The sequence below is a fragment of the Actinomadura darangshiensis genome (assembly GCF_004349235.1).
Classification (GTDB): Bacteria; Actinomycetota; Actinomycetes; order Streptosporangiales; family Streptosporangiaceae; genus Spirillospora; species Spirillospora darangshiensis.
Genome location: NZ_SMKY01000067.1, coordinates 22,003 through 35,568, shown reverse-complemented (window position 1 = coordinate 35,568; position 13,566 = coordinate 22,003). Strand labels below are relative to the sequence as shown.

Below are 13,566 nucleotides of genomic sequence, written 5' to 3'. Positions count from 1 at the left end.
GGCATCATGTGCCGGGACGCGGTTAGGGGTCGGGATGCCGGACGGGGCTAAGGACGTCCTGCGGGACGGGTACTCGCTGCTGGGTGCCGCGCGGGATCTGCTCGGGGACCATAGGCGGGCCATCGCTGACGTGCAGGAGGCGTTGGCGCCGTTGCGACGGGAGGCGGCTCGGGAGCAGCTCGGGTCCATTCCGCTGGCCCGGTTGAAGGACGTCACGGACGGGCGGCTACGGCTCGGGCCCCTGGAGGAGTCCGGGTACACCAGCGTCGCCGACGTGCTTGAGGCGACGCCGTACCGGCTTCAGCTGCTCCCGGGGATCGGGCCGCAGACGGCGCAGCAACTTCACGCGGCGGCGGCCAGCCTCGCGGAGGCGGCGGAGCGGTCGGCGGGGGTCCGGATCGACGTCGAGCGGCGGGACGAGGCCATGACGCCCGTGGTCGTCGCGCTGCACCGGCTGGTCAACGCTGGGCCGGAGGTGCCGCGGGCGCGGCTGGCCGCCGCGGAGGTGGACCGGCGCTTCGGGCCGCTGACCCATGACGCGAGGCCGGCGGGGGCGTGGTGGCGGCGGATCTTCGTGCGGCCGTCGCGGCGGGAGCGGGCGCGGGAGGCGGTCGGTGAGCTGGCCGAGGCGCTCGAAGAAGAAGAGCGGCGCGGTACCAGGCTGCTGGTCTCTCAGGCGTCGGTGGATCTGCTGCGGCCGCGCGTCTCGGCGGACGAGGCGTGGATCGACTTCGAGCTGCGGGCGTCCGACTACCAGACCCTGCTGGCCGAGCTTGCGGCCATGGAGCCGGAGCGGGAGGCCGCCGAGGGGTTCCTGCCGGGGGAGCTGGCCGCGCGGGTCAAGGCGCAGCCGCTCGACGACGAGTTCCGGCGGGTGTCGTTGCGCGGGTACCAGTCGTTCGGTGCGCGGTTCGCGCTCGTCCAGCGGCGAGTGATCCTGGGCGACGAGATGGGGCTCGGGAAGACGATCCAGGCGATCGCGGCGATCGCCCATCTCAAGGCCGAAGGGGGGACGCATTTCCTGGTGGCGTGTCCGGCCAGTGTGCTGATCAACTGGGTGCGGGAGATCGAGAAGCGCAGCACGATCGCCGCGCATCCGCTGCACGGCTCCGGGAAGGGCGCCGCGCTCCGGAAGTGGGCCGGGGACGGCGGGATCGCCGTGACGACGCTCGCCACGCTCCATTCGCTGGACGTTCCAGACGACGTGGAACTCGGCATGTTCGTCGTGGACGAGGCCCACTACGCCAAGAACCACGAGACCCGCCGCGCCCAGGCCGTCGCCCACTGGTGCCGGAAGACGGAGAACGTCCTGTTCCTCACGGGCACGCCCATGGAGAACCGGGTCGAGGAGTTCCGCAGCCTGGTCGCGCATCTGCGGCCCGAGGTGGCGAAGCAGGTCCGCCCGCATGACGCGGCGGTGGGCGCGCGGGCGTTCCGGTCGGCGGTGGCGCCGGTGTATCTGCGCCGGAACCAGAAGGACGTGCTGGTCGAGCTGCCCGAGGTCGTTCACGTGGACGAGCTGGAGGAGTTCAGCCGAGCGGACAAGGCCGCCTACCGGGAGGCCGTTAAGGCGGGCAACTTCATGGCGATGCGCCGTGCCGCGTACGCCGTCCCTAAGAGGTCGGCCAAGCTCGACCGGCTGAAGGAACTGGTGGTCGAGGCCGCCGAGAACGAGCTGAAGGTCGTGGTGTTCTCCTATTTCCGGGACGTCCTCGCCGCCGTCCACGAGGCGCTCGGGCCGAAGGCGCGCGGGCCCATCTCGGGCGACGTGCCGCCCGCGCGGCGGCAGGAGATCGTGGACGAGTTCACCGCCGAGCAGGGGCACGCCGTCCTGCTGGCCCAGATCCAGGCGGGCGGGGTCGGGCTCAACCTGCAGGCGGCTTCGGTCGTGATCATCTGCGAGCCGCAGGTGAAGCCGACCATGGAGACGCAGGCGGTCGCCCGCGCGCACCGGATGGGGCAGGTGCGCACGGTGCAGGTGCACCGGCTGCTGACGCCCGGCAGCGTGGACGAGCGGATGCTGGAGATCCTCAACGTCAAGGCCATGCTGTTCGACGAGTACGCGCGGCGCAGCGACCTCGCGGAGCAGACGCCCGACGCGGTCGACATCTCCGAGCAGGCGCTCGCGCGGCAGATCGTCGCGGCGGAGCAGGAGCGGCTCGGTACCTGACGCGGGTCAGGTCCCCAGGAAGTCCAGCAGATCGCGGTTGAAGCGCTCCTTGTCGCCGGCGACCAGCGCGATGCCGTGCGAACTCCCTTCGTAGACCTTCAGCGTGGCGTTGGGGATGATCTCCACGGACTTGCGGGAGGTGGCGTCGATCGGGACGATCTGGTCGTCGTCGCCATGCACGATGAGCGTCGGGATCTCGAACTTGCGCAGGTCGTCGGTGAAGTCGGTCTCCGCGAACGCCGTCACGCAGTCCACGCCGGCCTTGACGCTTTCGTGCATCGCCATGAACCAGAACGCGTCCCGGTTGCCCTGGGTCGCCTTGGTGTCCGGGCGGTTGGCGCTGAAGAACCCCTCGGAGGCGTCCTTCCAGAACTGCGACCGCTCCCTCAGGATGCCGTTCTTGATGTCCTCGAAGGCCTCGGCGGGCACCCCTTCGGGGTTGGCGCCGGTCCGGAGCATCCGCGGCGGGATCGCCGACAGCAGCACCGCCTTGGAGACGCGCTCGGTGCCGTGCCGGCCGATGTAGCGGGCCAGTTCGCCGCCGCCCATCGAGTGCGCGACGAGCACCACGTCCCACAGCCCCAGTCCTTCGATCAGATCGTCGAGGTCGTCGGCGAAGGTGTCGAAGTCGTAGCCCTCCCAGGGCTGGGACGAGCGGCCGTGCCCGCGGCGGTCGTGCGCGATGGCGCGGTACCCGGCGTCGGCGACCGCCTTCAGCTGGTCGTCCCACGCGTCGGCGTTCAGCGGCCACCCGTGGATGAACACGACCGGCTGCCCCCGGCCCCAGTCCTTGTAGTAGATCTCGGTGCCGTCGCGCGTCTTGATGTAGGTCATCGTTCCCCCGAAGCGATGGTGACGTGGTCTCCGGCGGCCCCGGTGCCGCGGCCGCTCTCCGGTCCTGGCGTACCCGCCCCTCTCTCGCGGAATGCATGGACGTCCGGGGGAAGAACGCCTGGGGCACTCGTGTTCAGGTGGGCGGAGACCGGACGATCAAAGGGGATGTCATGGCCGAGGTCAGGGTGGAGCGCACCGGGGACGGCTTCCGGGCCGTCAACACGCGGGGCGCCGAGGTCGCCGTCGGCGACGGGGAGACCGAGGGCGTCTTCACGCCCGTAGAGCTGCTGCTGGCGGCGCTCGGCGGCTGCGAGCTGGTCACCGTCGAGCCGCTGACGGCCAAGCGCGGGCACCGGATGGTGCGGCTCGCCGCGACCGTCCAGGCGGACAAGATCGCGACGAGCACGCTCGGGACCATCACGCTGACCTACGACGTGGAGCTCCCCGAAGGCGACGACAAGGCCGAGGACGTGCTGAAGGCCGTGGCCGGGCGCGTCCACGAGAAGTACTGCACCGTCGGCAGCGCCCTCCGCGAGCCGATGAAGGTCGACCAGGTGGTGTAGCGGCCCTAGCCGCAGGTCGCGCCGGTGAGCGGTGTCGTTCCGGTCAGCAGGTAGGCGTCCACCGCCTCGTGGACGCAGGAGTCACCCGTGTCGTACGCGCCGTGGCCCTCCCCTTTCAGGGTGAGCAGCGTGGCGCGTCCGCCGAGCGCCTTCGTCAGCGCGGGGGCCCATGCGTAGGGCGTGGCCGGGTCGCCGGTGTTGCCGACGACGAGGATCGGCGCGGCGGACGGAGCGGACACCTCGCGCGCCGCGTCGTCCCCTTTGACCGGCCATCCCGTGCACTGGAGCAGCCCCCACGCCATCGGCGTCCCGAAGATCGGCGAGGCGCCGCGGAACTTCGGCAGCAGCCGCCGGACGTCGGCGGCGGTGTAGCGGTCGGTGCCGTCCGCGCAGGTGATGGCGGTGTTGGCGGCGGTGAGGTTGCTGTAGGCGCCGTTCTCCATCCGCCCGTTCTGGACGTCGGCGAGCATCAGCAGCAGCGTCCCATCGCGGCGCTTGACCGCGTCCACGAGGCCCTGGGCCAGATACGGCCAGGCGTTCTGGGAGTAGAGGGCGGCGGCGACGCCGGTCGTGCCGAGGCTCTGGGTGAGCTTCCGGCCGGACGAGGTGGACAGCGGCGTCCGGTCGAGCCCGGCGAGGATCCGGCCGGTGGACGCGACGACGGACGGCCCGTCCTTGCCCAGCGGGCATGCCTTCGTCCCGAGCCGGGCGCAGGCGGCGCCGAAGTCGCCGAGGGCGCTCTGGAACCCGGCGGCCTGCTGGAGCGCCAGGTCCAGGGCGCTGATCCGGGTGTCGACGGCGCCGTCCAGGACGGCGCGTCCGACACGGCCGGGGAACTGGTGCGCGTAGTTGCCGCCGAGCCAGGTGCCGTAGGAGATCCCGAAGTAGTGCAGTTTCTCGTCGCCGAGGGCGGCGCGGATCATGTCGAGGTCGCGGGCGGCGTCGACGGTGCCGACGTGCGGCAGGAGCCGCCCGGACCGTGCCGCGCACTGCCGCACGTAGCCGGCGCGGCCGTCCAGGTAGGTCTTCTCCTCGGCGGCGGTGTCGGGGCTGTCGTCCATGGCGGTGAACCTGTCCATGCTCGGGCCGTCCGCGCAGGTCACGGGGCTGCTGCGGCCCACGCCCCGGGGATCGAAGGACACCAGGTCGTAGCGGGTGCCGAGCGTGGCGTACTGGCCCGCGGCTTGGGCGAACGTGCCGACGCCGTCTCCGCCGGGGCCGCCGAAGTTGAACACCAGCGAGCCGATCCGGTGCTTCCGGTCGGTCGCCGGCGCCTTGATCAGGGCGAGGCCGATCTTCTCCCCGGACGGCTTGGCGTAGTCCAGCGGCACCTTGAGCGTCGCGCAGCGGAACCCGCCCGCCGGCGGCTTGCTCCCAGGTGGCGGCTCCGGCAGGCCGGTGCAGCGCATCCAGTCCAGCGGCGGGGCGGCGGCCGGGGAGGCGCCGGCGGCCCCCGAAGGGGTACCAATCGGACCGGCCGCCGCGGGCAGGGTGCCGACGGCCGCGCGCGGTACGCCGTCCACCTCGCGGGGATGGTCCGTCACTCCCGCGAGGGACAGCAGTCCGATTGCGGCCAGCGCGGTGGTTCCCACCGGCATCACGCCGGGTATGCCCCAATACCTGGCCATTCGTCCCCCTGGTCGACTCGCGGGGGGTGATCACGGCCTACCCAGGGGCTCGTATGCTGACTCCTGATCAACTTCACAGGCTCCGCACGAGGGGTAGGCGGCGCGGGATCCGCCCGGTGTCCCCGACGCCCCTCCCCCGAAAGTCCGGATACCGCATCAGGGTCGTACTACTCAAGTCTGAGATGAAGACCATTCGCCGCGGTGATCTCATTCAGGGGGCCCTGAGGCAAAGATAGGTAGCATGGCTCAAACCGCCCCCCCAACGGCCCGCAGAGGCGAGGCCGGCGCCAGCAGGATACGGCGCCGGGTCCTCACCGCGCCCCCGGTATGGCGTGAGCTGCTGCTGGTCGTTCTCTTCTATACCGGCTATACGCTGACCCGCGTCGTCCTGGTTCAGGACGGCACGGGCCCGGCGTTCGCCCACGCCGACGAGATCCTGCGCGTGGAGCGCTTCCTGGGGCTGGACGTTGAGCTGGACCTGAACCAGACGCTGCTGGCGGTTCCCTGGCTGGCCCGCACGGCGAACGTCTTCTACGCGACGATGCACTTCATCGTGACGCTCGGCATCGTCGTCTGGCTGTACCGCTACCGGCCGCAGCACTACCGGTGGCTCCGCACGTCCATCATGATCGCGACCGGTGTGGCGCTGATCGGCTTCTGGCTGTACCCGCTCGCCCCGCCGCGCTTCCTGCACAGCGAGGGCTTCGTCGACCCGGTGACCGCGCTGCACTCGCTCGGCCTGTACGCCAGCGACGCGTCCGGCAGCCTGACCAACCAGTACGCGGCCATGCCGTCCATGCACGCCGGATGGTCGCTGTGGTGCGGGCTCATCCTGGTCAAGCTCGCGTCGCAGAGGTGGGCCAAGGTCGTGGGCGTGCTGTACCCGGCGACGACCGTGTTCGTGATCCTGTCCACCGCCAACCACTACGTCCTGGACGCGGTGGCCGGCATGGCGCTGATCAGCGGCGCGCTGTGGGTGTCGTGGATCCTCTACATGAGGTGCCCGGCGCCCATCCTCATCGCGCGGGCCCGCGTGACGCACCGGCTCGCGCAGCGGCTGGCGCAGCGCTCCGGGCGGAGCACGGGCGGCAGCGGCGCCGGTTCGGCCGCCGCCGGCGGCGCCGGCCGCTCCTAGCCGCTCTACGACTCCAGGAGTAGACCTACTCCTCCGGGACTAGTCGGCTCCGTAGAACACGCGGTCGACGACGGCGCGGGCCCGGCGGGTGTGGCGGCGGTAGTCCTCCAGGAGGTCGCCCGTCCCCGGGTAGCCGAGGACGCGGGTGACGGCGCTGCGCTCCCGGTGGTGGTCGGTCGGCAGCAGGTCCGACGCGCGGCCCCGCACCAGCATGATCGAACCCCGGATGCGCGTCGCCAGGCACCACGCCTCGGCGAGGACCTCCGCGTCGTCGGCGTCCAGGAGGCCGGCCCCGACCGCGGCGTCCAGCGCGTCCAGGGTGCGGGTGGTGCGCAGGCCGGGGACGTCGCAGGCGTGCTGGAGCTGGAGGAGCTGCGCGACCCACTCCACGTCCGCGAGCCCGCCCGGCCCGAGCTTGGTGTGCAGCCGCCGCTCGACGCCGCGCGGGAGCCGCTCGGACTCCATCCGCGCCTTCAGCCGCCGGATCTGCCGGACGGCGTCGTCGTCGATCCCGCCCTCCGGCCACCGGACGGGGTCGATCAGCGCCCGGAACCGGTCCCGCAGGCCCGCGTCCCCGATCAGCGGGTCGGCGCGCAGCAGCGCCTGCGCCTCCCAGGGCTCCGACCAGCGGGCGTAGTAGGCGGCATAGGACGCGAGGGTGCGCACGAGCGGTCCCTGCCGTCCCTCGGGGCGCAGGTTCGGGTCGATCTCCAGCGGCGGGTCGGGGGCGGGCAGCGCCAGGAGGCGGCGCAGCTCCTCGGCGACGGCGTGCGCGGCGCGTCCGGCGGCGCGCTCGTCCGCGCCGGGCAGCGGCTCGTGGACGAACATCACGTCGGCGTCGCTGCCGTAGCCGAGCTCGTGCCCGCCGAACCGGCCCATCGCGACGACGGCGATCCGGGTCGGCAGCGGCTCCCGCGACTCCACCTCGATCTTGTTGGCGGCGGCCCGCAGCGCCGCCTCGATGGTGACGGTGGCGATGCCGGTGAGGGTCTCCCCCACGGTCCGGACGTCCGCGAGGCCGAGCAGGTCGGCGACCGAGACGCGGAACAGCTCCCGGCGCCGCAGCCCGCGCACCGCCGCGACCGCCTCCTCGGCGGGACGGCTCCCTTCGCCGCCTTTCCGGGGGGACGACTCCCCAGACCCCCCAGACCCCCCGGGGTCCTTGTGGTGCCGCCGGACGGCCGCGAGGGCCTCCGACCGCAGGACCTCGCACGGGCGCGGGGTCAGGTCGGCGTCGCTGCCGAGCAGCCCGACGGCCTCGGGGGCGCGCAGCAGCAGGTCGGTGGCGTAGCGGCTGGAGCCGAGGACCCACGCCATCCGCTCGGCGACGGTCACCTCGTCCCGCAGCAGCCGCAGGTACCAGGGCGTGGTGCCGAGCGCGTCGCTGACCTGCCGGAACCCGAGCAGCCCCGCGTCGGGGCCCGGTGCGTCGGCGAACCAGCCGAGCATGACCGGCAGCAGCGTCCGCTGGATCGCGGCGCGCCGCGACACACCGGCGGTCAGCGCCTCGATGTGCCGGAGCGCGCCCGCCGGGTCGGCGTACCCGAGGGCCTCCAGCCGGGTCCGGGCCGCCTCAGGGGTGAGGCGGGCCTCCTCCCCCGGCAGCCGCGCCACGGCCCGCAGCAGCGGCCGGTAGAACAGCTTCTCGTGGATCCGCCGGACCTCGCGGGCATGCCGCCGCCACAGCGCGGTGAACTCCCCGACCGGGCCGGTGCGCAGGCCGAGGGCACGGCCGAGGCGGCGCAGGTCGTCCTCGTCGTCGGGGATGAGATGGGTGCGGCGCAGCCGGTGCAGCTGGACGAGATGCTCCACCCGCCGCAGGAACCGGTACGCCGACGCCAGCGCCGCCGCGTCGTCGCGTCCGACGTACCCGCCCTGCGACAGGTCGGCGAGCGCGTCCAGCGTGGTCGGGCTGCGGAGCGTCTCGTCGGCCCGGCCGTGGACGAGCTGGAGCAGCTGCACCGAGAACTCGACGTCGCGCAGCCCGCCCGGCCCGAGCTTGAGCTGCCGCTCGGAGTCGGCGGTGCGCCGGCCCAGGTCGGCCTCGACGCGGCGCCGCATGTCCTGGACGTCCTCGACGAAGCTCTCCCCTTCGGCGGCCTTCCACACGATGGAGGTGATCGTGTCCATGTAGCGGGCGCCGAGACCGGCGTCGCCGGCGACGGGACGGGCCTTCAGCAGCGCCTGGAACTCCCAGGTCTTGGCCCACCGCTCGTAGTAGGCGCGGTGGCTGGCGAGGGTCCGCACGAGCGGCCCGGCCTTGCCCTCGGGGCGCAGCGCCGCGTCCACCTCCCAGAGCGCGCCCTCCTCCGTCGAGTCGGAGCAGGCCCGCATCATCGCCGACGCCAGCCGGGTCGCGGTGCGCAGGGCGGCGTCCTCGTCCTCGCCGTCGCACGCCTCGGCGACGAAGACCACGTCGACGTCGCTGACGTAGTTCAGCTCGCGCCCCCCGCACTTGCCCATGCCGATCACGGCGAGCTTGCACGCGCCGTGCTCGCGGACGTCGGCGCGGGCGATCGCGAGGCCCGCCTCCAGCGCGGCGGCGGCGAGGTCGGCCAGCTCGGCGGCCACTTCGGCGACGTCCGCGACGCCGATCAGGTCGCGTCCCGCGAGCGCGAGGAGACGGCGCCGGTAGGCGACGCGCAGCGCGACCATGGCCTCGGGGTCGCCGGCGACGGGCTCCGCCGCGGACGGATCGGCGCCGACCGCGGCCAGCAGATCGTTGCGGGGGCTCCCCGCCGGGGCCGCCAAGCCGTCCCGCAGCACCTCCCAGTGGCCGGGATGCCGGGCCAGGTGATCGCCGAGCGCCGCGCTCACCCCGAGGACGGCGGTGAGCCGCTCCCGCGTCCCCGGCTCCCTGGCGAGGGCGGCGCGCAGCGCGCCGCCCGCGCCCTTCTCGTCGGCGGACGCGAGCAGCCGCAGCAGCCCGTCCAGCGCGAGATCGGGGTCGGCGGTGCCGCCGAGGGCGTCGAGCAGGCCGTCGGACGGCCGGGAGCCGGTCTCGCGCTCCGCGTCGGCCAGCAGCCGCTCCGCCCGCGCCGCGTCGGTGAAGCCGAGCCGGGCCAGGCGCCCGGCGAGGGAGGGGCGGCGGTCGGAGGTCCAGGACTCGGTCACAGGGTCAACCGTAATCCGGCGGACCCCGTTAAAGGACGGCCAGCAGGCGCTTGCGTTCGAACTCCGTCACCTGGCGGCGGTACTCCTCCCACTCCTGGCGCTTGTTGCGCAGGAAGAAGTCGAACACGTGCTCGCCGAGGACGTCCGCCATCAGCTCGCTGCGCTCCATCGTGTGGATCGCCTCGTCCAGGTTCTGCGGCAGCGGCTCGATGCCGAGGGCGCGCCGCTCGGCGACCGTGAGCGCCCAGACGTCGTCCTCCGCGCCCGGCGGCAGCTCGTAGCCCTCCTCGATCCCCTTGAGCCCGGCGCCGAGGATCGCCGCGAACGCCAGGTAGGGGTTCGCGGCGGTGTCCAGCGACCGGAACTCGATGCGGGTCGAGTGGCCCTTGTGCGGCTTGTACATGGGGACGCGGACGAGCGCCGACCTGTTGTTGTGCCCCCAGCAGATGAAGGACGGGGCCTCTCCCCCGGCCCCGGCGGCCGACCCGACGTTGCCCCAAAGCCGCTTGTAGGAGTTGACCCACTGGTTGCACACCGCGGTGATCTCCGCGGAGTGCCGCAGCAGCCCGGCGATGAACGCCCGCCCGACCTTGGACAGCTTGAACTCCGCGCCCGGCTCGTAGAAGGCGTTGCGGTCGCCCTCGAACAGCGACATGTGGGTGTGCATCCCGGACCCGGGGTGCTCGGTGAACGGCTTCGGCATGAAGGACGCGTGGACGCCCTGCTCCAGCGCGACCTCCTTCATCACCAGCCGGAACGTCATGATGTTGTCGGCGGTGGTGAGCGCGTCGGCGTACCGGAGGTCGATCTCCTGCTGGCCGGGGGCGCCCTCGTGGTGGCTGAACTCCACCGAGATGCCCATCGCCTCCAGCATCATGATCGCGTTGCGCCGGAAGTCGTGCGCGGCGCTGTGCGGGGTGTGGTCGAAGTAGCCGCCCGCGTCCGCCGGCTCGGGCTCGCGGCCGTCCTCCGGCTTGTCGTTGAGCAGGAAGAACTCGACCTCGGGGTGGGTGTAGAAGGTGAAGCCGAGGTCGGCGGCCCGCGCCAGGGCGCGCTTCAGCACGTAGCGGGGGTCGGCGAAGCTCGGCGTCCCGTCCGGCATGAGGATGTCGCAGAACATCCGGCCCACGCCCGGCGACTCCGAGCGCCAGGGCAGCACCTGGAAGGTGGACGGGTCCGGCTTGGCGATCATGTCGGCCTCGTAGACCCGGGCGAACCCCTCGATCGCCGACCCGTCGAAGCCGATGCCCTCGCCGAACGCGCCCTCCAGCTCGGCGGGGGCGACGGCCACCGACTTCAGGAACCCGAGCACGTCGGTGAACCACAGCCGGATGAAGCGGATGTCGCGCTCCTCCAGCGTGCGGAGCACGAACTCCTGCTGACGCTCCAAAGCCCTCTCCCTCGGTGCTGCTGCCCTGTCGACGACGCCGGGCGGGATATGCCGGCCGCGGATGCAGGTCCGGCTACGTTTGCAGTATGCCCGGCCGCTGTTACCGCGACGTTACGCGGCCGCGACCGGTGAACGGAACATATCCGACTACTCGCCTTCTCCGACCCGCGCCGCGGCCGGATCGAGGACGCGGGACAGGAACGTCCTGGTCCGCTCGTGCGCGGGGTCGCCGATCACCCGCGCCGGCGGGCCCTCCTCGACGACCACGCCGCCGTCCATGAACACCACCCGGTCGGCCACCTCCTGCGCGAAGCTCATCTCGTGGGTGACCACGAGCATGGTCATCCCTGTCTCCGCGAGCCCGCGCATGACGCCGAGGACGTCCCCGACCAGCTCGGGGTCCAGCGCGGACGTCGGCTCGTCGAACAGCATCACCTCGGGGCCCATCGCGAGCGCGCGGGCGATCGCCACCCGCTGCTGCTGCCCGCCGGACAGCTGCGCCGGGTAGGAGGAGACCTTGTCGGCCAGCCCGACCCGCTCCAGGTTCTCCCGCGCGACCCGCTCGGCCTCCGCCTTGTCCCGCTTCAGCACCTTCCGCTGCGCGATCATCACGTTGCCGAGGGCCGTGAGGTGCGGGAAGAGGTTGAACGACTGGAACACCATGCCGATCCGGCGGCGGACCGCGTCGATGTCCACCTCGCGGTCGGTGACGTCGGCGCCGACGACCCGGATCGTCCCGGCGGACGGCTCCTCCAGCAGGTTCACGCAGCGCAGCAGCGTCGACTTGCCCGACCCGGACGGGCCGATCACGCAGACGACCTCGCCCGCCGCGACGTGGAAGTCGATGCCGCGCAGCACCTCGTTCGTCCCGAACGACTTGTGCAGGCCGCTGATCTCGACGGCGTTGCCGCCCGCCGTCTCCTTGTCCGGGCTCGTCATCGCTGCCCCCTGCGCTGGCGCGCCTCCAGCCGCCGGGCCAGCAGGCTCAGCGGGATCGTGATGAGCAGATAGCAGATCCCGGCCACGATGATCGGGGTGGTGTTGCCCTGCTCGCCCGCGAGGTCGCGGCCGAACTTGGTGAGCTCCCGCTGCTCCAGCGTGATGCCGAGGAACAGCACGAGCGAGGAGTCCTTGCAGAGCAGCACCAGCTCGTTCGTCAGCGGCGGGATGATGATCCGGAACGCCTGCGGGATGATGATCGACCGCATCGCGCGGCCGTGCGACATGCCGAGCGAGCGGGCCGCCTCCAGCTGCCCCTTCGGCACGGCCTCGATGCCGGCCCGGATCGTCTCGGCCATGTAGGCGGTGGCGGCGAGCCCGAGCGCCAGGCCCGCCTGCCCGGCGGCGCCGCCGGGGATGTTGGTGCCGGGGAAGGCCAGCGGCACGCCGACGCCCACGAAGATGAAGATCAGCAGCAGCGGGAGGCCGCGGAAGATCTCGATGTAGCCGGTGGCGAACCACCGGTACGGGGGGACCGACGACAGCCGCATCAGCGCGACGATCAGCCCGCCGCCGAGGCCGATGCCGAACCCGACCGCGGTGTAGACGGCGGTGTTGCGCAGCCCGATCGTGATGATGTCGGGGAACAGGCTCTTGGCGACCTCCCAGTTGGCGAAGTTCAGCCGCAGGGTGCCCCAGTCGGCCAGCGCGACGACCACCACGAGGACGACCACGAAGAGCCCGTACTGCCCGCCCAGCGAGAGCTGCCGGCGGCGCCGGCGGGACATCCCGCCGGACGCCGCCGTGCCGATGGGCTCGGCGGTCACGACCCGCCGCCGGCGGCCGCGGGCATCGGGCCGATCCACTTCTCGTAGATCTTCTTGTAGGTGCCGTCCGACTTGGCCTGCGCGATCACCTGGTCGGTGATCTTGACCAGCTCGGGGTTGTGGTCCTTGCGCATCCAGAAGCCGTACTGCTCGCCGGTGTTCAGGTTGGCCACGAGCTCGAACTTCGCGTTCGCCGGGTCCTTCAGCCAGCCCTTGACCACCGGGTCGTCCTGCACGATGACGTCCACCTGGCCGGTCCGCAGGCCGTTCAGCTCGGCGTTGGAGTTGTCGAAGGAGCGCGGGTCGAAGCCCTTGTCCTTGACGTAGTCCTCACCGGTGGTGCTCGCCTGCGAGCCGAGCTTGAGCTTCTTGGACTTGACGTCCTCCAGCGAGGTGATGCCGCTGCCCTTCTTCGCCATCAGCGACTGCGTCGCGTCGAAGTAGGGCTTGGAGACGTCCATGAACTTCACCCGGTCGGGCTTGATCGTCATGCCGCCCATCTGGATGTCGCACTTGCCGGCGTTCAGCGCCGAGCCCGTCTTCATCGTCTCGAACGGGGTGTCGACGATCTTCTGGGTGACGCCGAGCTTCTTGGCGACGAGGTCGATGAGCTCGACGTCGAACCCGACGACCTTGCCCGTCTTCTTGTCCTCCGACTGGAAGGGCGGGTAGGGCAGGTGGGTGCACGAGGTGAGAGCGCCCTTCTCGATGAGCTTCACGCCCTGCACGGTGGCGCCCTTGTCGCCGCCGCACGCCGAGGCGGTCAGCACGAGGGCCGCCAGCCCCGCACCCAGTGCCCATCGCGTGGTCCGTCCGGACACGTTTCCTCCTGGTGAACTGCGTTCTGATCAACGAACTATCGCACGTCCGCCCGGCTGAGCGGCAGGGGCGGACGGCGGGTTCGCCATTACCGTCCGCCAGCCCCCGCCGATATCCGTTTCCCGAAAATTGACGTGGCGATCATGG

At 72.0% G+C, this 13,566-nt stretch carries 10 protein-coding genes; 3 read left to right on the top strand and 7 right to left on the bottom strand.

Going from position 1 to position 13,566, the window contains the following annotated elements; translation table 11 throughout:
- Window positions 1–34: 34 nt before the first annotated feature.
- The gene (locus E1293_RS17075; RefSeq protein ID WP_132198393.1) at window positions 35–2,170 is read left to right on the top strand and encodes a DEAD/DEAH box helicase; all 2,136 of its coding nucleotides are present in this window, start codon (window positions 35–37) and stop codon (window positions 2,168–2,170) included.
- Between the two features lie 6 nt (window positions 2,171–2,176).
- Here E1293_RS17075 and E1293_RS17070 read toward each other — a convergent pair whose 3' ends face one another.
- The gene (locus E1293_RS17070; RefSeq protein WP_132198392.1) at window positions 2,177–3,004 is read right to left on the bottom strand and encodes an alpha/beta fold hydrolase; all 828 of its coding nucleotides are present in this window, start codon (window positions 3,002–3,004) and stop codon (window positions 2,177–2,179) included.
- 170 nt (window positions 3,005–3,174) lie between these two features.
- On the opposite strand from E1293_RS17070, the gene E1293_RS17065 reads away from it, so the two are divergent.
- Entirely contained in the window at window positions 3,175–3,567 is a 393-nt protein-coding gene (locus E1293_RS17065) for an OsmC family protein (protein WP_132198391.1), read from the top strand.
- A 5-nt stretch (window positions 3,568–3,572) separates the two neighbouring features.
- Here E1293_RS17065 and E1293_RS17060 read toward each other — a convergent pair whose 3' ends face one another.
- On the bottom strand, window positions 3,573–5,165 hold the full coding sequence (locus tag E1293_RS17060) for an alpha/beta hydrolase (protein ID WP_132198390.1): 1,593 nt from the start codon (window positions 5,163–5,165) through the stop codon (window positions 3,573–3,575).
- Window positions 5,166–5,436: 271 nt separating this feature from the next.
- On the opposite strand from E1293_RS17060, the gene E1293_RS17055 reads away from it, so the two are divergent.
- The gene (locus E1293_RS17055; RefSeq protein WP_132198389.1) at window positions 5,437–6,330 is read left to right on the top strand and encodes a phosphatase PAP2 family protein; all 894 of its coding nucleotides are present in this window, start codon (window positions 5,437–5,439) and stop codon (window positions 6,328–6,330) included.
- Window positions 6,331–6,369: 39 nt separating this feature from the next.
- On the opposite strand, the gene E1293_RS17050 is transcribed toward E1293_RS17055, so the two are convergent.
- From E1293_RS17050 to E1293_RS17030, 5 genes are all read right to left on the bottom strand, one after another.
- Window positions 6,370–9,444 (bottom strand): bifunctional [glutamine synthetase] adenylyltransferase/[glutamine synthetase]-adenylyl-L-tyrosine phosphorylase, encoded by a 3,075-nt coding sequence (locus tag E1293_RS17050; RefSeq protein ID WP_132198388.1) that lies wholly within the window; start codon window positions 9,442–9,444, stop codon window positions 6,370–6,372.
- 28 nt (window positions 9,445–9,472) lie between these two features.
- Window positions 9,473–10,834: a glutamine synthetase family protein gene (locus tag E1293_RS17045; protein WP_132198387.1), complete on the bottom strand. Its 1,362-nt coding sequence runs from the start codon at window positions 10,832–10,834 to the stop codon at window positions 9,473–9,475.
- Window positions 10,835–10,981: 147 nt separating this feature from the next.
- On the bottom strand, window positions 10,982–11,773 hold the full coding sequence (locus E1293_RS17040; RefSeq protein WP_132198386.1) for an amino acid ABC transporter ATP-binding protein: 792 nt from the start codon (window positions 11,771–11,773) through the stop codon (window positions 10,982–10,984).
- Complete coding sequence (locus tag E1293_RS17035; protein WP_243716280.1) at window positions 11,770–12,639, bottom strand: amino acid ABC transporter permease; 870 nt, start codon at window positions 12,637–12,639, stop codon at window positions 11,770–11,772. The genes E1293_RS17040 and E1293_RS17035 overlap by 4 nt, the downstream gene beginning before the upstream one ends.
- Entirely contained in the window at window positions 12,597–13,421 is an 825-nt protein-coding gene (locus E1293_RS17030) for a transporter substrate-binding domain-containing protein (RefSeq protein WP_132198385.1), read from the bottom strand. The genes E1293_RS17035 and E1293_RS17030 overlap by 43 nt, the downstream gene beginning before the upstream one ends.
- Window positions 13,422–13,566 lie beyond the last annotated feature (145 nt).